Annotated in this window: 21 protein-coding genes and 1 tRNA gene; 18 read left to right on the top strand and 4 right to left on the bottom strand. The window is 69.0% G+C overall.

Annotated features, from left to right (window positions below; translation table 11 throughout):
* The first annotated feature begins 31 nt into the window (after positions 1–31).
* From ACXJ3V_RS07485 to ACXJ3V_RS07465, 5 genes are all read left to right on the top strand, one after another.
* A complete protein-coding gene (locus ACXJ3V_RS07485) occupies positions 32–676 on the top strand; it encodes a hypothetical protein (RefSeq protein WP_457099653.1) in 645 nt (214 codons plus the stop codon).
* A 40-nt stretch (positions 677–716) separates the two neighbouring features.
* Positions 717–1,394: a nitroreductase family protein gene (locus tag ACXJ3V_RS07480; RefSeq protein WP_457099652.1), complete on the top strand. Its 678-nt coding sequence runs from the start codon at positions 717–719 to the stop codon at positions 1,392–1,394.
* 17 nt (positions 1,395–1,411) lie between these two features.
* A complete protein-coding gene (locus ACXJ3V_RS07475) occupies positions 1,412–2,173 on the top strand; it encodes a hypothetical protein (RefSeq protein WP_457099651.1) in 762 nt (253 codons plus the stop codon).
* 80 nt (positions 2,174–2,253) lie between these two features.
* Positions 2,254–2,835 (top strand): TetR/AcrR family transcriptional regulator, encoded by a 582-nt coding sequence (locus tag ACXJ3V_RS07470; RefSeq protein ID WP_457099650.1) that lies wholly within the window; start codon positions 2,254–2,256, stop codon positions 2,833–2,835.
* Entirely contained in the window at positions 2,832–4,856 is a 2,025-nt protein-coding gene (locus tag ACXJ3V_RS07465; protein ID WP_457099649.1) for a YhgE/Pip family protein, read from the top strand. Before ACXJ3V_RS07470 ends, ACXJ3V_RS07465 begins: the two co-directional genes overlap by 4 nt.
* On the opposite strand, the gene ACXJ3V_RS07460 is transcribed toward ACXJ3V_RS07465, so the two are convergent.
* A complete protein-coding gene (locus tag ACXJ3V_RS07460) occupies positions 4,849–5,607 on the bottom strand; it encodes a sulfite exporter TauE/SafE family protein (RefSeq protein WP_457099648.1) in 759 nt (252 codons plus the stop codon). The genes ACXJ3V_RS07465 and ACXJ3V_RS07460 overlap by 8 nt on opposite strands.
* A 72-nt stretch (positions 5,608–5,679) precedes the next feature.
* Here ACXJ3V_RS07460 and ACXJ3V_RS07455 point away from each other — a divergent pair, with 72 nt between their 5' ends.
* Entirely contained in the window at positions 5,680–7,587 is a 1,908-nt protein-coding gene (locus tag ACXJ3V_RS07455; RefSeq protein WP_457099647.1) for a phosphoenolpyruvate carboxykinase (GTP), read from the top strand.
* 99 nt (positions 7,588–7,686) lie between these two features.
* On the opposite strand, the gene ACXJ3V_RS07450 is transcribed toward ACXJ3V_RS07455, so the two are convergent.
* Positions 7,687–8,541, bottom strand: coding sequence for an SDR family oxidoreductase (locus tag ACXJ3V_RS07450; protein WP_457099646.1), 855 nt, complete (start codon positions 8,539–8,541; stop codon positions 7,687–7,689).
* A 96-nt stretch (positions 8,542–8,637) separates the two neighbouring features.
* On the opposite strand from ACXJ3V_RS07450, the gene ACXJ3V_RS07445 reads away from it, so the two are divergent.
* Entirely contained in the window at positions 8,638–9,066 is a 429-nt protein-coding gene (locus ACXJ3V_RS07445; protein ID WP_457099645.1) for a winged helix-turn-helix transcriptional regulator, read from the top strand.
* Positions 9,067–9,090: 24 nt separating this feature from the next.
* On the opposite strand, the gene ACXJ3V_RS07440 is transcribed toward ACXJ3V_RS07445, so the two are convergent.
* Positions 9,091–9,164: transfer RNA gene (locus tag ACXJ3V_RS07440), tRNA-Gly, on the bottom strand.
* A gap of 95 nt (positions 9,165–9,259) precedes the next feature.
* Between ACXJ3V_RS07440 and dcd the strand changes: the two genes are divergently transcribed.
* Positions 9,260–9,865 (top strand): dCTP deaminase, encoded by a 606-nt coding sequence (gene dcd, locus ACXJ3V_RS07435; protein ID WP_457099644.1) that lies wholly within the window; start codon positions 9,260–9,262, stop codon positions 9,863–9,865.
* Between the two features lie 9 nt (positions 9,866–9,874).
* Here the strand turns inward: dcd and ACXJ3V_RS07430 are convergent, their stop codons facing one another.
* Entirely contained in the window at positions 9,875–10,618 is a 744-nt protein-coding gene (locus ACXJ3V_RS07430; RefSeq protein ID WP_457099643.1) for a FadR/GntR family transcriptional regulator, read from the bottom strand.
* A 128-nt stretch (positions 10,619–10,746) separates the two neighbouring features.
* On the opposite strand from ACXJ3V_RS07430, the gene ACXJ3V_RS07425 reads away from it, so the two are divergent.
* The 10 genes from ACXJ3V_RS07425 to ACXJ3V_RS07380 are packed head-to-tail and all read left to right on the top strand — an operon-like array spanning position 10,747 to position 21,875.
* Positions 10,747–12,126, top strand: coding sequence for an ABC transporter substrate-binding protein (locus ACXJ3V_RS07425; RefSeq protein WP_457099642.1), 1,380 nt, complete (start codon positions 10,747–10,749; stop codon positions 12,124–12,126).
* Positions 12,127–13,074 (top strand): carbohydrate ABC transporter permease, encoded by a 948-nt coding sequence (locus ACXJ3V_RS07420; protein WP_457099641.1) that lies wholly within the window; start codon positions 12,127–12,129, stop codon positions 13,072–13,074.
* A complete protein-coding gene (locus ACXJ3V_RS07415; RefSeq protein ID WP_457099640.1) occupies positions 13,067–13,972 on the top strand; it encodes a carbohydrate ABC transporter permease in 906 nt (301 codons plus the stop codon). Before ACXJ3V_RS07420 ends, ACXJ3V_RS07415 begins: the two co-directional genes overlap by 8 nt.
* Positions 13,969–15,120 carry a mandelate racemase/muconate lactonizing enzyme family protein gene (locus ACXJ3V_RS07410; RefSeq protein WP_457099639.1) on the top strand — a complete coding sequence of 384 codons (1,152 nt, stop codon included), beginning with the start codon at positions 13,969–13,971 and terminating at the stop codon, positions 15,118–15,120. Before ACXJ3V_RS07415 ends, ACXJ3V_RS07410 begins: the two co-directional genes overlap by 4 nt.
* Positions 15,120–16,088, top strand: a complete 969-nt coding sequence (locus tag ACXJ3V_RS07405) for an MBL fold metallo-hydrolase (protein WP_457099638.1) — start codon at positions 15,120–15,122, stop codon at positions 16,086–16,088. The genes ACXJ3V_RS07410 and ACXJ3V_RS07405 overlap by 1 nt, the downstream gene beginning before the upstream one ends.
* The gene (locus ACXJ3V_RS07400; protein WP_457099637.1) at positions 16,085–17,161 is read left to right on the top strand and encodes a Gfo/Idh/MocA family protein; all 1,077 of its coding nucleotides are present in this window, start codon (positions 16,085–16,087) and stop codon (positions 17,159–17,161) included. The genes ACXJ3V_RS07405 and ACXJ3V_RS07400 overlap by 4 nt, the downstream gene beginning before the upstream one ends.
* Positions 17,158–18,378 carry a CaiB/BaiF CoA transferase family protein gene (locus tag ACXJ3V_RS07395; protein WP_457099636.1) on the top strand — a complete coding sequence of 407 codons (1,221 nt, stop codon included), beginning with the start codon at positions 17,158–17,160 and terminating at the stop codon, positions 18,376–18,378. The genes ACXJ3V_RS07400 and ACXJ3V_RS07395 overlap by 4 nt, the downstream gene beginning before the upstream one ends.
* On the top strand, positions 18,375–19,148 hold the full coding sequence (locus tag ACXJ3V_RS07390) for an enoyl-CoA hydratase/isomerase family protein (RefSeq protein ID WP_457099635.1): 774 nt from the start codon (positions 18,375–18,377) through the stop codon (positions 19,146–19,148). Before ACXJ3V_RS07395 ends, ACXJ3V_RS07390 begins: the two co-directional genes overlap by 4 nt.
* Before the next feature lie 34 nt (positions 19,149–19,182).
* A complete protein-coding gene (locus ACXJ3V_RS07385; protein WP_457099634.1) occupies positions 19,183–20,367 on the top strand; it encodes a fumarylacetoacetate hydrolase family protein in 1,185 nt (394 codons plus the stop codon).
* Entirely contained in the window at positions 20,364–21,875 is a 1,512-nt protein-coding gene (locus ACXJ3V_RS07380) for an aldehyde dehydrogenase (NADP(+)) (RefSeq protein ID WP_457099633.1), read from the top strand. The genes ACXJ3V_RS07385 and ACXJ3V_RS07380 overlap by 4 nt, the downstream gene beginning before the upstream one ends.
* The last annotated feature ends 9 nt before the right edge of the window (positions 21,876–21,884 follow it).

Below are 21,884 nucleotides of genomic sequence, written 5' to 3'. Positions count from 1 at the left end.
CGAGGACGTCCAGAACCGAAGGAGGAACGTCATGACTCGTAGAAGCCCCGTCGTCACGATCGGCGCAGGTGAGTTCACCGCCACCTGCCCGGTCCCGCGCGATCACATCGGTCTGTTCGAGGGACTCGCGCTCAGCGTTCGCGGCCGCTGGGACGCGCGCGGCACCCAGGGTGTCCCGGACGAGGCGCACACCCACACGCTGCACGGTGTGCAGGCACGCCACCGCAAGCGCGAGGCAGAGGCGGTGCGGCTCATCGACGGTGCGCTGTCGGCGGTGGACTCCCAGGTCGCCGTCACGCGGGCGGCGCTCCAGGCACCGATCCCCGAGGGTGTCCGCGAACCTACCCAGGATGAACTGCGCGGCCTTCCGCGTGCACAGCGCATGGAGTGGGCAGAGCGCGTTCGCGTAGCGCGGGCCGCGGCGGCGCGCGATGCCGCGGCAGCTGAGCGCCGAATCGCGGCGCAGACCCGGCGGGAGCAGCTCCTCTCCGCGCGCTCGGCGCTGGTCGTGGAGGGTGCGGACGTTCGTCGGCAGTGGCGAGAGGCCTATGAGATGCGCGCCGCCCGTTACACGCGCGCGCGATTCGGGCGCCGCGGAGCTCGAATGACTGCGACGCCTGCGATCGCGCCGTACGGTCCGGTTGATCCGCCGACGGCCGAACGTGCGGGTGAGTGACGGGAGTCGCGGCGGCGATTCACACCGGTACATTCGGGTCATGAGCATCGCCGAGCCGGGGTCGGTCTCCACTGTCGTGATCGAGACGATTCTCGCGCGGAGGAGCGTGCGCGAAGGGTTCGCTCCTCGCGCCATCGACAGGGACGATCTCGAGAAGATCCTGGCATGCGGGCTCGCCGCGCCATCCTCGAAGAACGCACGGCCCTGGCGGTTCCACGTGATCGAGAGTGCCGCCCTCCGGAACATGATCGCGGATGCCGCGACCCGTGCGATCGGCATCGACGAGTATGTTCCCCACGACCCGCGCACCGGCCGACCGCAGGAGCACTGGAGTTCGACCGTGCTCGAGTCCGCCGAGGTACTGCGGGTGGCGCCGACGGCCATCGCGATCGAGAACCGAGGAGTGTTCAGCGGCGGTCGCCGCACCCTCGCCGCCGCCTCGCATCAGGCGCTCGTGGCCTCCCTCACCGCGTATGGGCTCGAGACGATGGGCATCGGCACTGCGCTGGAGAACATCTGGATCGCGGCGAGCGCCCTCGGCGTCGGGGCAGCCTTCCTGGGGGACCTTGCGATCGCCGAAGAGTCTGCGAGGGAACTGCTAGGGCTAGAGGGTGACCTGATGGGAATCGTCGCGCTCGGGTATGCGACGCCGCCGCCGTACCCTCGCCGGGAGCCGCCCAAGCAGACCCAGGTCGACGACCCCGTCGTTTGGCACTGAGTCGCTAGGGTCGGCGCATGACCTCACCTCAGGAACTGTACGAATCCGTTGCCGACCTCGCCCCCAGTGTTGATCCCGCTCGAGCCCTCTCGATCGCCGTTGCCGCCTGGGATGAAATGAAGGCGCGTGCCGCCGACCCCCACGACGCCGAAACCTGCCGCCTGCTCGCGCTGGCCGCAATCGACTTGCCGGAGCCCGACTTCGCGCTCGCGGAGATCTGGCGCACCCGGGCGCTCACCCGGTTCGCCTTGACCGGCTGGCACGAGGGTGTCGGGGTCCTGCAGATGTCGCGCGCGTTCATCGCGCTCGCGCGGGCGAACGACGACTACGCGCGCGGTCGCACCCTGGACCTCATCGAAGGCGCGAGCGAGACGCTCGTCATCATGGAAGAACTGGCGCTGTTCGTCCGATCCGCGCCGAGTGGCATCACGGTCGGCCCGCAGTCGCCAAGTACGTCCCTCCTCGCCCGGATGCTCCACGAGAAGGGCGGCTTCTTCCTCTTGACGTTGCGCCGGTTGACCGACGCTCGCGAGAGCTACGACCGGGCGATCGCCGTCTCCGTCGAGGCCGGCAGCCTGCGCGGCGAGACCAAGTCACGCATGGGGGCCGCCCTCGTGGACTGTTTCCAGGGCGACCGCGACCGAGCCATCCAGAGCACCGAAGACGGCGTCGCCGTGTCCGCCGATGCCGGCTTCCCAGATCTAGTCGCAATCGGCAAGCACAACCTGGCCGCCATGCGACGTGGAGAGATGGGGCTGCGCCCATACGAGTTCCTCTGAGAGCGACAGCTTGGCTCGAGGGTGGAATTCGTCATTCTTTACAAACGTAATAGACTTACGTGTGTCAAGAAAGGCTCCCGTTGAACATCTCACCTGACCCGCGAGCGCTGCGTTCGCGCGCGTCCCTCCTGGATGCCGCACGCCAGCTCGTGGACGCGCGCGACATCTCTTCGATCTCGATCACGGATGTCTGCACCCTTGCCGGGGTCAGCCGTCCGACCTTCTACCAGCACTTCGGCGACATCGCCACGCTGGTCCAGGCTGCCGCGATCGAACGCCTCGAGCAGGTCTTCGATGCGACCGCCGCAGTCGCCACGCCCGCTGAACCGACGGTCATGCTGACGAACGGGGTGCGCCGCCTCATGCAGGGGCTCGCCGAGCACGCGCCGTTCTACCGACGGGTGCTCGAGGAGACGAGCGTGCTGGCCGTTCAGACGCTCGTGATCGACTTCGTCGCGGCCCGCCTCCTGACGTTCGTGGAGCGCTCGGGCGCCGCTGACCCCGAGCAGATCCGCTCCCGCGTGCGCCTCCTCGCGGCTGGCGCCGCCTGGCTGGTCATGGAGCAGTTGGGTGACCGGCGCGACCCGGACGGCCTGGAATCCGCGGCGTCCCGCATCGCGCAGCAGCTCGCGGCGTCGATGGTCGAAGGCGGGCGGTCATGAAGAAGGCCCGCACCGCAGTCGTGCTGTCCGGCATCGCGCTGATCCCGCTCATCTACGCCGGCTCGCTCATCTGGTCGAACCAGGACCCGCTCCACCACCTGGACCAGATCCCCGCGGCCATCGTCAACGAGGATGTGCCCGCGACATCGCCTGCGACCTCGGATGACGGACAGTCGCAGGAGGTCGATCTCGGCGGTGATCTTGTGGACACGCTCACCGCCGATGACAAGAATACCGACTTCGCGTGGGAGGAGCTCGACGCGGATGCCGCCGCGAAGCGGCTGGCGTCCGGCGACGTCCTCGCGGTGCTGACCGTTCCCAGCGACTTCTCCGCGGACGCCGTGTCGGTCGCCGGCGACGAGCCCACCGCGGCGAGGCTCACCATCCGCACCAACGACGCCGCCAACCAGATCGTCGGCAACATCGCGTCGACCGTCGGTGCGCGGGTCACGGCCGCCCTGTCGACCTCGGTGTCGTCGACCTACCTGGACTCCATCTACCTGGGCTTCAGCGACATCCACTCCCAGATCGGAGACGCGGCTGCGGGAGCGGCCGAGCTGTCCGCGGGAGTTGACGATGCGTCGACCGGCGCCACTCGGCTCGCCGACGGGCTGACCGACCTCGCGGGCGGCAGTTCGCGGGTGAGCGCGGGCGCCTCGAGCCTCCAGTCCGGCGCGACAAGCGCGGCGGGTGCTGGCGCACAGGTCGCCACGGGCGCAGCCGGCATCGCCACTGGCACCGCCGCGGCGCTCGACGGCGCTCGCTCCCTGCAGTCCGGCGCCGCCGCGCTCAGTGCAGCGACGACGGGTGTCGCGTCCGGCGCTGCCGCCGTCAACGACGGCCTGCAGGCCCTGGCTGCGGGCTACTCGAGCATGACCGACGCACAGCGCCTTGCCGCGATCAGCCAGCTCGCGGCATCCTCCGGCGCTCTTTCGGCCGGCGCCACCGGCGTCCAGGGCGGCGCCACCACGCTCGCGACGGCGACCGGCCGGCTCGTCGGCAGCGCCGATGCCGGCACCGGTCTTGCGACGCTCGACGCGAAGTCGCACGAACTCGCCTCCGGCGCCGAAGGTCTGGCGACCGGGCTCGGCACGCTCAGTGCCGGTGCGACCGATCTCGCAACGGGAGCGTCAGCCGTCTCCGACGGAGCAGCGGATGCCTCGGCCGGCGCCGCAGCGCTCGCCTCGGGGCTCGCGCAGCTGCAGACCGGGTCCGCGAGCCTCGCCGATGGCCTGGGGTCGGGGGCGCAGGCGATCCCGACCTACACCGCCGCCCAAGCTGACACGTTGAGCGCCGTGGCCGCCGACCCCGTCGAACTGGACGCGCAGCGGTCGAACGAGGTGCCCGCCACCGGCTACGCGCTGGCGCCGTACTTCATGACACTGGCGCTCTGGGTGGGCGCACTCGCCTTCTATCTGATGTTCCCTGTGCTCAGGCAGAAGCTGCTGGCCCGAAACCTGCCTGCCTGGCGGATCGCGCTCGGCAGCTACCTGCCGGGTGCGCTCATGGCCGTGACGCAGAGCCTGCTGGTCGTCGTGATGGTCCGGTTCGGCGTGGGCATCGAGCCGGCGAACCTCGCCGGCCTCGCCGGGATCGTCCTGCTGACGAGCCTGACGTTCGTCGCGATCAACCAGGCGCTGATCGCCCTGATGGGCCCGGTCGGCCGTTTCGTCGCCCTGGTGCTGATCGTGTTCCAGCTGGCCTCTGCCGGCGCGACCTACCCGATCCAGACGACGCCCGACCTCTTCCAGACCGTCCACTCCTGGCTGCCCTTCACCTACGCCGTCCAGGCCTTCCGGTCGCTGATCGCGGGCGGCTCCATCGGAGTCTGGCCGGCTGTCGGCGTCCTCAGCACGTGGCTGCTCGCCGCGCTCGCGGTGACGACCGTGGCGGCAGGGCGCGCCCGCCGGCGGGTGACAAGTGCCGCGTCGGGGCCTGTCGCACTCACCGACGACGACGTCGCCGGCGTGGCGCCGGTTCCCGCCCCGCCCGTGGCGGCACGCCGGCTCGCGGTCAGCTGAGCAGCAGGTAGCCCGCGCCGACGACCGTGAACACGATCACCAGCCGCTCGAACAGCGCCTGGTTGAGGCGATGGGCGAACCAGAGGCCGAAGAGAGCGCCTCCGACCACGGCCGGCACGAGCACGAGGTCGAGTAGCAGGCCGGGTCCGGTGATCAGACCGAGGCCGATCGAGAACGGCACCTTGGTGAGGTTCACGAGCGCGAAGAACCATGCCGCGGTGCCGAGGAACTCCTTGACCGAGAAGCGCGACGCCAGGAAGTACATCGACATGACGGGCCCTGCGGCATTCGCCACCATGGTCGTGAAGCCGCCCAGCGCGCCATAGGTCGCCGCGGCGACCCGATGCGATCCGCCATCCGCGACGGTGCGTCCCATCCGTCGCCGAATCAGGGTGACGGCGATGACCGCCAGCAGGATCACCCCGATGACCTTGCGCACCCAGGTGTCGTCGGCGAACGCCAGGAAGACCACGCCGAGCAGGAGCCCCACCACCACCGCGGGTGCCAGCCGAAGCAGCGCCCGCCAGTTCACGTGCCGTCGGTAGGCGGTGATCGCGAAAGCGTCGGCCACGATCAGCAGGATGAGCAGAGCGCCGGTGGACTGCTTGGCCGGCAGGATCGCCGCGAAGATCGCCACGGCCAGTGTGTTCGCGCCCGGAACGGCGGTCTTGGAGACTCCGACCGAGATGGCCGCCACGGCGAGCAGGAGCCATGCCCACCACGCGAGCTCGGGCATCTCAGGGAAGGGCATAGGGTCCTGAGGGCTCACCGGAGAAGTGGTGCACGCGCACGAAAGACAATTCAGCTCCTTGATTGGTGGCCGATGGCGATCAATACAGGATGTCATCGTCTGGCGGAGACGCGCTCGGCGCGGCAGGCTCGGATCATGGACACACCGGAGTGGATTCAGCATCGCGGGCTTGTCGCCTGGGTGGAAGAGATGGTCGAACTGTGCACGCCGACGGCGGTGCACTGGTGCGACGGCTCGGATGCCGAGTACGACGCGCTCTGCGAGCAGCTCGTCGAGGCAGGCACCTTCATCCGACTGGACCCGGTGAAGCGGCCGCGCAGCTTCCTGGCGCGCAGTGATGCGAGCGATGTGGCCCGGGTGGAGGAGCGCACGTTCATCTGCGCGCGCAGCGAAGAGGACGCCGGTCCGACGAACAACTGGATGGATCCGAAGGCGATGATGTGGATTCTCCGTGGCCTGTTCGCCGGGTCGATGGCGGGCCGCACCATGTACGTGGTCCCGTTCAGCATGGGACCGCTCGGGTCGCCCATCGCCCAGCTGGGCGTGCAGATCACCGACTCGCCGTACGCGGTGGTGAGCATGAAGATCATGACCCGGATGGGTCGTGCGGCCGCGGAGGTGCTCGGTGCGGACGGCGAGTTCGTGCCGTGCATGCACAGCGTCGGTGCACCGCTGGCCGAGGGTGAGCAGGATGTCGCCTGGCCGTGCAACCCGACCGAGAAGTACATCGTGCACTTCCCGGAGACACTGGAGATCTGGTCGTACGGGTCCGGCTACGGCGGAAACGCGCTGCTGGGCAAGAAGTGCCTGGCCCTGCGGATCGCGTCCACGATGGCCCGCGACGACGGGTGGCTCGCCGAGCACATGCTCATCCTGGGCGTGACCGATCCGCAGGGGGAGAAGACGTATGTCGCGGCGGCGTTCCCGAGCGCGTGCGGCAAGACGAACTTCGCGATGCTCGTACCGCCGCCGGCGTTCGCCGACAAGGGCTGGAAGGTGACCACGGTCGGCGACGATATTGCGTGGATCAAGCCAGGTGAGGACGGCAGCCTGGTGGCGATCAATCCAGAGGCGGGCTACTTCGGGGTTGCGCCCGGTACGTCGTATGCGACGAACCCGAACGGGATGGAATCGATCCGCTCCGACACGATCTTCACGAACGTCGCCCTCACCGACGACGGAGACGTCTGGTGGGAGGGGTTGGACGGCCCGAAGCCGGCGCACGCGATCGACTGGCAGGGGAACGACTGGACTCCGGATGCCGGGACGAAGGCGGCGCACCCGAACTCCCGGTTCACGTCCCCGGCGTCATTGAACCCGGCGCTGGACGAGTCGTGGGACGACCCGCAGGGCGTGCCGATCCGAGCATTCGTGTTCGGCGGCCGTCGCGCCGGCACCATCCCCCTCGTCGCGCAGAGCTTCAACTGGGCGTTCGGGGTCTACATGGCAGCGACGATGGGCTCCGAGACCACCGCCGCCGCGTTCGGCGAGCAGGGCGTGGTGCGCCGGGACCCGTTCGCAATGCTGCCGTTCTCCGGCTACCACATGGGCGACTACATCAACCATTGGCTCGCACTGGGCCGGAACGTCCGCAACGCTCCCCGCATCTTCCAGGTGAACTGGTTCCGGCGCGACGAGGACGGGCGCTTCCTCTGGCCCGGGTTCGGCGAGAACATGCGGGTGCTGGAATGGATCGTCGCCCGCTCCCGCGGTCGCGCGCTCGCCATCGAGAGTCCGCTGGGGTGGGTGCCGCGCTATGAGGACCTCAGCTGGGATGGCCTCGACTTCTCCCAGGAAGACTTCTTCGCCTGCATGGCCATCAACCGCCGCGACTGGACCGCCGAGCTTCTGGACGTCGAAGAGCTCTTCATGAAGCTCTACAACCGCCTGCCCAAGGAGATGGAGATGATCCGCTCCCTGACCACCAGCGCGCTCTGGCGCTCACCGAAGCAGTGGGAGATGAACGCCGACCCCACCTGACCGGCATGCATTCCCTGCCCGACTGCTTGATCGGCCGCGGGTGTCGCTGGATATGACGCATGGACCGGCAGGGACGACGCCGCCTGCCGGTCCAGCGGGTCAGACCAATGCGCGCAGGCCGTCGACGAGCGGCGTGGTGGGTCGACCGATGATGCGGGCAAGGGTGCCGTCGCTGTGGGCGAGTGCACCATTGCGGATGCCGGAGTCCAGCGCGGTGACGAAGCCGATCGTCCCGCCATCGAGCCCGGCCGCTTCGAGGGCGGCGGCGTGTTCCGTCGACGACAGCGACTGGTAGTCGACCGGACGGCCGGTGACTTCGGCGATCGCGTCGGCCAGTTCCTGGTAGCTCCAGGCGACGTCGCCGCCCAGCTCGTAGATCTCGCCGATGTGCCCTTCGCTGAGCAGAACCGCGGCGGCGGCATCCGCGTAATCAGTGCGACTCGCCGATGCGACCCGACCATCCCCAACGCTCGCGGCGACCACGCCGGTCTCGCCCGCACGAGTCAGGTCGGCGGCGTAGTTCTCGGTGTACCAGTTGTTCCGCAGGATCACCGCGGGCAGCCCCGACAGAGCGATCGCCTCCTCGGTGGCCTTGTGCTCGGGCGCGAGCACGAGGTCGCTCGTCGTCGCCTTGGGAGCGCTGGTGTAGACGAACTTCGAGACCCCGGCTGCGACAGCGGCATCGATGACCGACTGGTGCTGCGCGGCGCGTCGCCCGACCTCCGAGCCGGAGATGAGCAGCATCGCGTCGACGCCGTCGAGCGCAGCGGCGATGCTCGCGGGGTCGGCGTAGTCGAGCGCGACCACGGTGACGCCGCGCGAGGCGAGGTCGGCAGCTTTGGCAGTGTCGCGGGCGCCGGCGACGATGCTGCGCGGTTCAGCGCCGCGCGTGAGGAGGCTGTCGATGACGAGGCGGCCGAGCTGACCGGTGGCGCCGGTGACGAGGATGGTCATAGGTGGATCCCTTCGTGGTTGGACACGGGGGACAACAGCGGGTAGGCATCATCGCCTTCCCGATGGGCGGTACCCACTTTCAGGTAAGGTACCCACATGTCAGTAAGTTTTGCGGAAATCAAGGGCTCATCCACTGACGCGTTCACCGAAGGATGCAGCACGCGTGTCGTGCTCGATCACATCATGAGCAAGTGGGGCGTGCTCGTGCTGTCGTCGCTGTCCGACGGGACAAGGCGGTGGGGCGGGCTCCGCCGCGACGTTGACGGCATCAGTGAGAAGATGCTCGCCTCGACCCTCAAGACGCTGTGCGCGGACGGCCTCGTCCATCGGGAGTCGTTTCCGGCGGTGCCGCCCAAAGTCGAGTACAGCCTCACGCCCCTCGGTCGCGATCTGATGGAAAGGATGCTGCCGCTCGTGGAGTGGGTCGCCGTCAACGCCGACCGGATGATCGGCGCCGAAGCGGACCCCCCGCGTTCTTCAGGCAGCGCCGGCGACGCAGCGTCTGCGCAACGCGCTGGGGTGTGAGTCCCGCGGAATTCCGCGGTTTTGTGGAGGGGATGACGGGAATCGAACCCGCGCTATCAGCTTGGGAAGCTGAAGTTCTGCCATTGAACTACATCCCCGGCAGGCCTTTCGGCGCCCGGCAAGCATAACAAACCGACGCGAGCGGATGCCCCGCACCGCGCGCCGCGGCATCCGGAGCCCATAGGCTGAACGCGTGCTGCTCTCCGATCGTGACATCCGTGGCGAGGTCGCTGCGCGGCGGATCGGGCTCGAGCCCTGGGACCCGGGGATGGTGCAGCCGTCGAGCGTCGACGTGCGGCTCGACCGGTACTTCCGGCTGTTCGACAACCACAAGTACCCCTTCATCGATCCAGCCGTCGACCAGCCCGATCTGACGCATCTCATCGAGGTCGCGCCGGACGAGCCGTTCATCCTGCACCCCGGCGAATTCGCGCTCGGCTCGACGTTCGAACTCGTCTCGCTGCCCGATGACATCGCCGCGCGGCTGGAGGGCAAGTCGTCGCTCGGCCGGCTCGGCCTGCTGACGCACTCGACAGCAGGCTTCATCGATCCCGGCTTCTCGGGGCACGTCACGCTCGAGCTGTCGAATGTCGCGACATTGCCGATCAAGCTCTGGCCAGGGATGAAGATCGGCCAGCTCTGCTTCTTCCGGCTATCTTCCCCCGCCGAGGCGCCCTACGGCTCAGGCCCCTACGGCAACCGGTATCAGGGTCAGCGGGGGCCGACGGCGTCCCGCTCGGCGCAGAACTTCCACCGCACCGACGTCGGCATCTCAGACGCGGGGTCGCTCGGGCACTGACCCCTCGCGTCAGGCCTCGACGTCAGGCGCTCGCGGCGGTCGCCGGCGCTGCCACGCGTCGAGGATGTGCCGACGCATCGCCTGCTCGGCCGCGTCGGGATCGCCGGCGGCGATCGCGTCGTAGACCGCCTCGTGCTCGCCGAGGGTGATTTCGAGCTGGGTGCGCAGTGAATAACGGGTGCTCGCCAGCGCCTGGGCGAAGAGCGTCTTCACGATCGAATCCGCGAGCCGATTCTTCGCCATCTGACCCACGATGGAGTGGAAGACCACGTCCGCCTTGCCGAATTCCGCATGATCCTTGATCGTCTCGCGCATGAGCTGAAGGGCCGCGCCGAGGCGCTCGATGTCTTCGGGCGCGGGCTGGGTCGCGGCATCCCGTGCTGTCACCGCCTCGAGGGCGGCCCGCACGACGCTCAGATCGTCGAGCGTGCCGAGCGTTGCGTCGTTCGCGACGAGAGCAGCGAGCACGGTCTCGTCGACCATCTTCCACGAGGTGACGGGAGCCACCTGGGTCCCGCGGCCCTGGGCCACCGTCACGAGCCCCTTCTCCTCGACGCGCTTGACGGATTCGCGGATGACCGTGCGGCTGACGGCGAACTGCTCGCACAGCACGGACTCGGGTGGAAGCGTCGCCCCCGGCGGCAGGTCGCCGCGGACGATCGCATCGACGAGCTCGGCGACGACCGTGACGCCGAGGCGGGGCGCCTTCTCGCGTGAGGAGATGGTCGGCACGCCCTGCCGATCGGGAATCATGGCGACAGCCTATCCATCGGGTTCTCCCTCGATCGCCTCATCGGATCATTGCTAATACATCATACGTGTGATGTAATAACAACCGCCCGACATCTGTCGTCAGTGACGCCGATCAGTAAGGATGCGCTATGTCACAGCAATCGTCCGCTTTCCGCCCCGCCATACGGGCACTCTCGGTGGTGGCAGCCACCACCGTCGGCCTCTTGGCATTCAGCGCCTGCTCCGGCAGCGACGGGGGCGGTGACAGCGCAGCCGACAGCGAGTACGGCTTCACGACCGCCGAACAGGTGAAGGACAGCCCCATCACCGTGTGGGTGGATGCCGCGCGCGAGCCGGCCGTCACGGCTTTCAAGAAGGCCAACCCCGACGTCCCGATCGAGTTCGAGACCTACGACGGCAACGCCGGAGGCTCGGGGTCGTTCCAGAGCAAGATCACCCTCATGGACCAGGCCGGCGACGGCTGGCCGGACGTCGTCTTCTCGACTCAGCAGAATGACGCGATCTGGGCATCGAAGGACACGACGAACGGCGAGCAGGGTTTTGCGGCACCCCTGAACAAGGGCTTCCTCGACCAGGACTTCCTCGACGGCTTCATCCCGGGCGCGAACGGCATCACGACCATCGACGGCACGCAGTACGGGCTTCGCAACGACCTTGCGCAGACCGTCTTCTATTACAACCAGTCGCTGTTCGATGAGTTCGGCTACGACGTCCCGACCACGTGGGAGGAGTACGGCGAACTCGGCGACAAACTCGCCGCCGAGCACCCCGGCTACATCCTCGGCAGCATGGGGGACTCGTTCATGACGTACGTCTACTACGGCGGATCCGAGTCGCCGGTGTTCCAGTCGCCTGAGGCTGACGTGTTCCACTCCGACACCTCGGATGAGAACGCAGTGAACATCTCGAAGATCATCGACGGGATGCTGGCGAACGGCACGCTGGTTCAGGACAGCTTCTTCAGCGCAGACTTCAACTCGAAGTACGCCGACAAGCTCGTCGGCGTCCCCGGGCCTGTCTGGTACACGGGCGCGATCTTCCAGGGCGGCCTCGCGGTTCCGGCCGGCCAGATCGGCGTCAGCGCCCCGCTCAAGTGGGACGGCGGAGACGTCGCCGCGGGCAACGTCGGCGGTGGCGTCTGGTACGCCTCCAGCCACTCCAAGAACCTCGCCGCGGTCAAGACCTTCCTCGAGTTCGTGACCAGCTCCGACGAGTTCCAGGTCGAGCTGTCGTCGGGCTACCCGGCATACGCCTCGGCCGCAGAAGGCTGGCTCGCCAAGCAGGCCGAGACCGGCTACTTCGTCAACGACGACTTCGAGCAGGTCATGACGGATGCCGCCGGCTCGGTGTGGGACGGCTGGAACGTCACGAGCTGGAGCCCCGAGACCGCGTGGGCGAAGGTCGTCATCCCGGCGATCGCCAAGGGCGACACCATCGAGTCCCTCCTGCCGGCATGGCAGAAGGAGCTCGAGAACGAAGCGACCGTGAACGGCTACACGGTCAAGTAAGTGACCGACACTGTCACCCTTGTCACGGCCTCCGGCGCCGGCCCTCGTGGCCGGCGCCGGGGCGCCCTGGCGCCGCGCAGAGCGGCCGGGCGCCACCAGGCGCGCTACGGCTATCTCTTCGTGTCCGGGTACACCCTCTTCCTCCTGGCGTTCGGGATCTTCCCCACGCTGTACGCGGTCTACCTCTCCTTCACGAAGAACGGCCAGTTCGCCGGGATCGACAACTTCGTCAAGGTCATCGGCGACTACCGCTTCCTCCCCGCCGTCGGGCACGTCGCGCTCTATGTGTTCTTCTGGCTGATCAGCCTCCTCGTGCTGGTCACGATCCTCGCGCTGGTGGTGCACGCGGTGCGCGTGCGCTGGCTGAGCAGCGCATCGCGCTTCCTCTTCTACATCCCCGGCGCGATCGCCGGCGCCTCGAGCGTGCTGCTGTGGCTGTTCGTCCTCGACCCGACCGTGAGCCCGGTCTCCGGCATCCTCCATGCGATGGGGTTCGAGAAGCTCGTCAACGTCGTGGCGGTCGAGAATCTCCCCGTCGTCTTCACCGTGATCGCCTTCTGGGCCGGAGCGGGCGGCTGGATCGTCATCATGTACGGCGCGCTCAACAACGTGCCGGGTGAAGTGATGGAGGCGGCCCGCATCGACGGGGCAGGCGCGGTGAAGACCGCGTGGTACATCCAGCTGCCGATGCTCACCAAGTGGATCAGCTACATGGCGATCATGTCGCTCGCCGCCGGAGTGCAGCTGTTCGTCGAGCCCAAGGTGCTCTCGCAGGCGACGAAGGGCGTCGTTCCCGAGGACTACTCGCTGAACCAGCTGGCCTATCTCTACGCCTTCCGGCAGGGCGACTTCTCGGGCTCCGCCGCGATCTCGCTCATGCTCCTCGTCGTGGCGCTGGGTCTGTCCACCGTCTTCATCTTCCGCGGAAGGCTGTTCGAAAGTGACTGATACCGCCGTCCGTCGCGCCCGACCGGGCCTCACGCCCGGGCAGTGGGTGTCCCGAGTACTCGTCGTCGCCCTGCTCGTCGTGTTCGCGCTGTTCTTCCTCGTGCCGATCATCTGGCTCGTCCTCGCGCCGACCAAGAGCAACGACCAGCTGCTGCTGAACGGACCGTTCTCCTTCGGCTCGTTCGATCAGCTGGTCGCCAACTGGAACGAGCTGTTCGCGTTCGGCAGCGGGGTGTTCACCGTCTGGCTCGGCAACTCGGTGGTCTACTCGTTCTCGGCTCTCGCCTTGACGCTGCTCATCAGCATCCCGGCCGGATACGCGCTCGCGCTGGTCCAGTTCAAGGGCCGGCGCCTGCTGCTGGTGACCACCCTCATCGTGATGCTCATTCCGAACACGGCGCTGGTGCTGCCGATCTTCCTCGAGCTGAGCGCGGTGCGCCTCATCGGCAACCCGCTGGCCGTCATCCTCCCGTTCTCGTTCTTCCCGTTCGGCGTGTACCTCACGTACATCTACTTCTCGACGGCGGTGTCGCGCGACCTGCTCAACGCCGCACGCATCGATGGCGCGGGCGAGCTGCGGGTCTTCACGAAGATCGCGATGCCGCTCGCCACGCCGGTGATCGCCCTGGTCGGCTTCTTCAGCTTCGTGGGCAACTGGAACAACTACTTCCTGCCGTTCCTGGTCGTCGGCGGCACGAAGATCCCCGTCCAGGTGGGTCTCGCGAACCTGCTGTCGAATGTGCCGGCGTTCAACCCCACGACCACGTCGAGCATCGTCATCCAGCTGCCCACGCTCGCCCTCGCGACCCTGCTGTCGGTGGCGCCGATCCTGATCATCTTCCTCTTCGCCCAGCGATTCCTCGTGGAGGGCATGACTGCCGGGGGGACCAAGGAATGAAGATCACCGGGTACCGCACACTGTCGACTCGGCACCAGTGGCGTCGAGCGGTCGGCGATGTCAACGGACACATCGAGGATGCCGTCACCGAGGTGCCGATCCTCATCATCGAGACCGACGAAGGGGTCGAGGGTGTCGGCATCGGGTCGCACGCCGACCTCGACCGGCTGTTTCCGGCGATCCTCGGCGAGGACCCGCGGGCCGTCTCGGCACTGTTCGATCGGATGCTCGCCGCGGTCTTCAAGTCGGGTCATGCCGGAGCCACCTACGGCGGGGTCGCGACGATCGACGCCGCGCTCTGGGACATCAAGGCCAAGCTCGCCGGCGAGCCGCTGTGGCGACTGCTCGGCGGCCGCGATCGATTCGTGCCGGCCTACGCGTCGGGGCTCGACATCGCGCTGAGCGACGAGGAGATCGCCACGTTCTACGGCGCATTCGCCGACCGCGGCTACGTCGCGGGCAAGCTCAAGGGCGGACTGGATCCGGATGCCGACCTCCGGCGCCTGCGCATCCTCGAGGAGGTGCTCGCCCGCAACACGTCGCGGCCCGGGCTCATGCTCGACGCGAACGAGTCGTGGCAGGTCAAGCAGGCCGTGCGCTACGTGAGTGCGCTCGAGGAGCACGTCGACCTGCTGTGGGTGGAGGAGCCGCTGCGCCGCTGGGACGCGGTGGGGCACGCCCGGCTGAGCGCCGGCATCCGCACCGCCGTCGCCACCGGCGAGAACCTCACCGGGGTCGATCAGTTCCGCCCCCTGTTCGATGCCGGCGCGCCCGACATCGTGCAGGCAGGCGCGGTCTGGGGCGTGACGCACATGCTGCGGCTCGCCACCGTCGCGGCCGCGCGCGACCTGCCGATCAGCCCGGTCGGCTACAACGCCAACCCCGCGGTGGCTGCGGCGATGACGGCCGTGCCGAACCACCTCACCACCGAGGTGCAGGCGCTCGACTTCGCACCAGGCGTGATCGTGGACCACGAGTTCGCCGACGGCGGCATCGTGATCGGCGACGAGCCAGGCGGCGGCATCCGCATCGACGAAGCCGCGATCTCAACGGCCGCCACGGCGGACGGATGGCGCAGCCCCGCCGGCCCGCACCACCGCCCGCAGCGTGCCGGCCTGCGGGTCGTGCTCGACGGTGTGGAGCGCTGATGGAGCTGCGGCCCGGCCTGCACCGGATTCAGGCGCCACTCGGCGAGCGCTTCGTCGCGCTGTACCTCTTCGTCGGCACCGAGTCGGCGCTGCTCGTCGACACCGGCATCCGCGAATCGATCACCGAGACGTTCCTGCCCTACCTCGAGAGCGCCGGCATCGACCCGGCGATCGTCCGATGGGCGGTGAACACGCACTGCGACTTCGATCACACCGGCGGCAACGGCGCCCTCAAGGCCGCCCTGCCGCACGTGCAGATCATGGCGCACCGTCTCGACCAGGGGCTCACCGAGGACGTGCAGCGTCTCATCGACGAGCGGTACGGCGAGTTCCGCGACACGGACGGCTTCGACGACCCGCCGGAGACGACCGCGTACCTCCGGTCGGTGACCGATCTCGTGCCTGTGGATGTCGCGCTCGCAGGTGGCGAGGAGTTCGATCTGGGCGGGCGATCGGTGCGCGTGCTGCACGTTCCCGGCCACTCGCCCGGACATGTCGCGGTGTTCGATCCCGCGAACCGCGCGGTCGCGATCGGCGATGCGACGCTCGGCACGACAGTGCGGTTCGCGGACGGCCGCGCCGCCTTCCCGCCGACGTACCGGGATGTCGGGCCGTACCTCGCCTCGATCGAGGCGTTCCGCTCCCTCGACGTCGATCTGGTGCTCACCGCCCACTATCCGATCTACGAGGGACCGGCCGCGGCCGAGTTCCTCGACGAGAGCGAGCGCTACACGCACGAGATCGACGAGGTGCTGACGGACCTGCTCGCGCACGCCGACAGCGGGCTCACGACCCTCGAACTCGTCCGGGCCGCCGGTGCGCGGCTCGGCCCGTGGGCTCCTGGCGCGCTCGACTATGCCGTCTTCCCGGTGACCGGCAACCTCGAGCGGATGCGCGACGCGGGCGCGGTGCGTGAAGACGTGGGACGCCGCGGACGGCGCCGCTGGAGCAGGGTGGCCACCGCGTGAGTCGCGTGCGGATCGGTGCCGTCGGCGCCGGGTGGTGGGCGACGAGCAACCACTTCCCGATCCTCGCGGGGCGAGCGGATGTCGAGCTCGTCGGCGTGTGCGGCAAGGGGCCGTCGCTCGATGTGGTGCAGCGGCAGTTCGGCTTCGGCATGGCGACCGATGACTACGACGAGCTGCTCGACCAGAACCTCGATGCGGTCATCATCACGACACCGCACGACCTGCACTACGACAACGCGGTCGCCGCCATCGAGCGGGGTCTGCACGTTCAGGTCGAGAAGCCGACGACCCTCGAGCCGCGCGCGGCATGGGACCTCGTCGAACGGGTGGAGCGCAAGGGCGTGCACTTCCTCGTGCCTTACGGCTGGAACTACAAGGACTTCACGGTGCACGCGCACCGGCTGCTCGCCGACGGTCTGATCGGCGACATCCAGCACGTCCTCTGCCACATGGCATCGCCGACCCGTGGGCTGTTCGCCGGCGACCCGGCCGACATCATGCAGCTGTGGGACTCCGAGACGGGTTCGGCGCCTGACGTCTCCACGTGGCAGTCCCCCGCCCGCGGCGGCGGGTACGCGCATGGCCAGATCACCCACTCCAGCGCCCTGCTGTTCTTCCTCACCGGACTGCGGGCCGCGACCGTGGCCGGGCGGGTGTCGCTCGGCGGCGCTGCCGTCGACCTCTTCGACGCGGGGGTCATCACGTTCGAGGGCGGCGCGCTCGGCGCGCTCTCCGGCGCCGCAACACTTCCCGACGGCGAGCCGTACCAGGTCGACATCCGCCTGTTCGGCACCGAAGGCGTGCTCATGCTCGACACCGAACGCGAGCGCATGTGGCTGCACCGCTACGACGGCGTGCGCGAGGAGCTCGCGATCGAGCCCGGCGCCGGCGCTTACGAGTGCATCGCGCCGCCGAACCGCTTCATCGACCTGATCACCGGCGCCAGCGACGAGAACAACTCCGACGCGCGGGTGGCCGCCCGTTCCGTCGAGCTGATCGACGCCCTGCTGCGCTCGTCGGCGCAGGGCGGCGCGACCGTCGCCATCACCCCCGACCCGAAGGACATCCCGTGACCGACACTCCCGCAGTGCTGAGCGGCTACCGCGTGCTCGACTGCTCCATTGCGATGGCAGGACCCTTCGCGGCCCAGCGCCTCGGCGACCTCGGCGCCGACGTGATCAAGATCGAGCCGACCGCCGGCGAATGGCAGCGCTTCGCCGCCGCAGGTGGGGCGGCGGGCAACGAGATCAACGTGTCGTTCCTCTCGCTGAACCGCAACAAGCGCTCGGTCGCCCTCGACCTGAAGAGCGTCGAGGGCAAGGCGGCGCTGCGCACCCTGGTGGCCACCGCCGACGTCTTCCTGCAGAACTACCGGCCCGGCGTGGCTGCGAGGCTCGGCGTGGACTACGAGTCGCTCCGCGCGATCAACCCGAAGATCGTCTACGTCTCGATCTCGGGCTACGGCGAAGACGGCCCCTACCGCGACCGGCCCGGCCAGGACCTGCTCGTGCAGGCCATGTCGGGTGCGATGCTCTCGCACGGCCGCGCCGGCGACGCGCCGGCCCCTGCCGGGCAGTACCTGGCCGATGCCGTCACCGCGTCGACCGCATTCGAGGGCGTGCTCGCGGCGCTGCTGCACCGGGAGCGCACCGGCGAGGGCCAGCTGGTGACGGTGAACATGCTGGACGCCGTCACAACCCTGCAGATGCAGGAGCTCTCGGTGTTCACGGTCGGCGGCAAACCCCAGCAGCGGAGCGAGGAGCCGCACGCCCACGTGTACATCCGCGCGCCATATGGGGTCTTCCGCACGAGCGACGGCTTCCTCGCGCTCGCGTTCGCCGACCCCGAGCAACTCGGTCGTCTCATCGGAGAGCCCGCCTTCGAGGGCTGGGCGGCCGAAGTCGAGGGATGGACCAAGCGCGACGAGCTGTCATCGCTCGTGCAGGCAAAGCTGCTGGAGCGGCCGACCGAGCACTGGCTCGAGACGCTGGGCGGCGCCGGGATGTGGGTCGGACCGGTCTACGGGTACGAAGAGCTCGTCGCCGACCCGCAGATCATCCACAACGGCACGTTCGTCGAGTACGACCACCCGACCGAGGGGCACGTGAAGACCCCCGGCTTCCCGTACCGCTTCAGCAGAACGCCTCCTCGGGTCGAGCGTGGTGCCCCGCTCGTCGGAGAGCACACGCGCGAGGTGCTCGCCGAAGCGGGATATGCGCCCGCCGACATAGATGGCTTGATCGCCAGTGGTGCGGCGGCAGCCCCGGCCGCGATCGGGGTGGCGAAGTGAGCGACGAAGGGGTGCTGTTGGAGGTCGAGGGCGCGGTGGCGCTCGTCACCATCGACCGACCCGCGAAGCTCAACTCGGTCACTCAGGAGATGTCGGACCGCCTGGTCGAGGTGATCGAGGCGCTCAACGACGACGATGCCGTCCGTGTCGTGATCCTGACCGGTGCGGGGGAGCGCGCGTTCTGCGCGGGCAGCGACATCCGCACGCTTGACAAGTACGCGACCCCGTGGGACTTCCGCAACCGCACCGACTACTGCGACGCCATTCGCGCGTGCCGCAAGCCCGTGATCGCGGCGGTGAACGGCTACGCGTTCGGCGGAGGCCTGGAGACGGCGCTGAGCTGCGACATCCGTCTCTCCTCATCGACCGCCACCTTCGCCGCCCCCGAGATCACCCTCGGCTGGATCGGAGGGGGCGGGATGTCGGCATTCCTCGCCGCGTCGATCGGCCCGAGCAATGCTGCCGTGATGCTCATGACCGGCCAGCCCATCGATGCCGCGACGGCGCTCCGCTGGGGACTGGTGAGCGAGGTCGTCGAGCCCGATGACCTGCTGATTCGGGCCCGCGCGCTCGCCGAGGTGATCGCAAGCCGGCCGCCGATCGCCGCCGAAACAGCCAAGGCCAACCTGCACGCTGCGGCGAACATGCCGCAGGAGGCCGCGATCCGCTACGAGCGCGACCTGCAGACGGTGACGTTCGCGACCGAGGATGCCCACGAAGGTCGCGCGGCGTTCGCCGAGAAGCGGCCCGGCGTCTTCCACCGCCGTTGACCATGCTTCGCGACCTTCCCGAGATGAGGAGCGCATGACGCGCCTGCACACCACCGACACCGACTCCCTGCTCCCCGAAGACGGCACGACCGGCGTGCTCGTCGGCCGGGCGTGGGATCCCGCCGTGGGCGGCCCGAGCGTCGTCGCCATCCGCGCCGAGGGCGTGGTGGATCTGAGCGCGAGCTTCGCCACCATGCGCGCGGTGACCGAGACGCCAGAGCCGGCGGCGGCGGTGGCCGCGGCATCCGGTCCCCTGCTCGGATCGCTCGATGAACTGCTCGCGAACACCGCACCCGACACGCGCGATCTCGGGCGGCCGTGGCTGCTCTCGCCCATCGATCTGCAGGTGGTCAAGGCCGCGGGCGTGACGTTCCCCATCTCGATGCTGGAGCGGATCATCGAGGAGCGCGCACGCGGAGAGATGGATGCCGCGCTCGGCATACGCGCCGAGATCACCGAGGCGCTCGGGGGCGAACTGGACACCCTCGTGCCCGGGTCGCCCGAAGCCGCGCGGGTCAAGGCGGCGCTGATCGAGCGAGGACTGTGGAGCCAGTACCTCGAGGTCGGCATCGGGCCCGACGCCGAGGTCTTCACGAAGGCGCCCGTGCTGGCGTCGGTCGGCACCGCCGTCGACGTCGGCGTGCACTCGTCGTCGCAGTGGAACAACCCCGAGCCGGAGATCGTGCTCGTCGTCTCGTCGCGCGGCGAAGTGGTCGGCGCGGCGCTCGGCAACGACGTCAATCTGCGCGACATCGAGGGCCGCTCGGCGCTGCTGCTCCCCAAGGCCAAGGACAACAACGGCTCGGCGGCCATCGGACCGTTCCTGCGGCTGTTCGACGCCTCGTACGGGATCGAGGATGTGCGCACGGCGGTCGTGACCCTCACGGTGGAGGGTGCCGATGGCTTCTCGATGGTGGGGGAGAGCCCGCTCTCGGCCATCGCGCGGGATCCGCTCGACATCGTCGCCCAGGTCATCGGCGATCATCATCAGTACCCGGACGGTTTCGTGCTGTTCCTCGGGACGCTCTTCGCACCGGTGGACGACCGCGACGAGCCAGGCCGGGGGTTCACCCATCACATCGACGACATCGTGCGGATCGCCGAACCCCGCCTCGGCGCCCTCACCAACCGGGTGCGGTTCAGCGAGCAGATCGAGCCGTGGACGTTCGGCATCGCCGCGCTGTTCGAGAATCTCGCGAAGCGGAGCCTGCTCCCATGACGCTGACGACCACCGATCCGCGCACGGGTGAGACGCGCGCCACCGACATCGAGGCCTCCACCGACGCGGATGTCGCTGCCATCGTCGGCGCGGCGGCCGCGGCGTTCGACGACCTGCGTTGGACGAGCCGCGCGTGGCGGTCAGGGCTCCTGGAGACCCTGGCCACGGCCCTCGAAGATCATCGCGACGAGCTCGTGGCGATCGCGGATCGGGAGACCGGACTCGGCGTCGCGCGCCTGACGGGCGAGGTCGGCCGCTCGGCCTTCCAGTTCCGGCTGTTCGCCGAAGCCCTGCGCGACGGCGGCTACCTCGAGGCCACCATCGATCACGCCGGCGACACTCCGATCGGACCGGGGCCGGACCTCCGGCGCATGCTGATCCCGATCGGGCCCATCGCCGTGTTCGGCTCGAGCAACTTCCCCTTCGCGTTCTCCGTTGCAGGCGGCGACACCGCCTCAGCGCTCGCCGCCGGAAACGCGGTGGTCGTCAAGGCTCATGGCTCACACCCCGAGACCTCCGCAGCCACCCATGCGGCCCTGTCCGCCGCGGCGCAGACCTACGGCGCGCCCGACGGCGCGCTCGGCATCGTCTTCGGCACCGGCGCGGGCCGCGCACTCGTCGCCGACGCACGCATCGCCGCGGTGGGCTTCACCGGATCCCTCGACGGCGGGCGCGCTCTGCTCGCGATCATCGAGCAGCGGCCCGAGCCGATTCCGTTCTACGGCGAGCTCAGCAGCCTGAACCCGCTGGTCGTGACGCCCGGTGCCGCGCGGGAGCGGGGCGATGCGATCGCCGAGGCGCTCTTCGGGTCCTTCACCCTCGGCTCGGGCCAGTTCTGCACCAAGCCGGGCGTCGCGTTCGTGCCGTACGGCGATGGAGACGCCATCGTCGCCGGGCTGGCGCAGCGGGCTGCCGCCGCGCCGCCTCAGGTGCTCCTCAACGCGCGGATCGGCGCATCGTTCGGAGAGATCCGGGCTCGGCTCGTCGAACACGGCCGCGCCAGGGTGATCGGGCTGGGCGAGGACGACGGGGCACAGGGATTCCGCGCGTCGCCCACGGTGCTGGAGATCGATGCGGCGGATGTCACCCCTGAGGTGACCGAAGAGGCCTTCGGTCCGCTCATCGTCGTGGCGCGCTACCGGGACGTCGCCGATGTCCTGCGCGCCCTCGATGCCGTGCCCGACTCGCTGACCGCGACGATCCATTCCCAGCCCGGCGAAGCCGTGCTGACCGATGAACTCGTCCGTGAGCTCGTCCCCCGTGCCGGCCGCATCGTCTTCAACGGCTATCCCACGGGCGTGCGCGTGGCGTGGGCTCAGCACCACGGCGGCACCTGGCCATCGACGAACTCGCAGCACACCTCGGTGGGCGTGAGCGCCATCCGCCGGTTCCTGCGCCCGGTCGCCTACCAGGATGCGCCTGCGCACGCGCTGCCCGAAGAGCTCCGCGACGGCGCGAGCGACATCCCTCGCCGCATCGCCGGCGTGCTGACGCTGCCATCCGCCTAGCCACTCACC

The organism is Microbacterium sp. P5_E9 (assembly GCF_054049175.1).
This window is presented reverse-complemented; position numbering and strand designations above follow the sequence as displayed.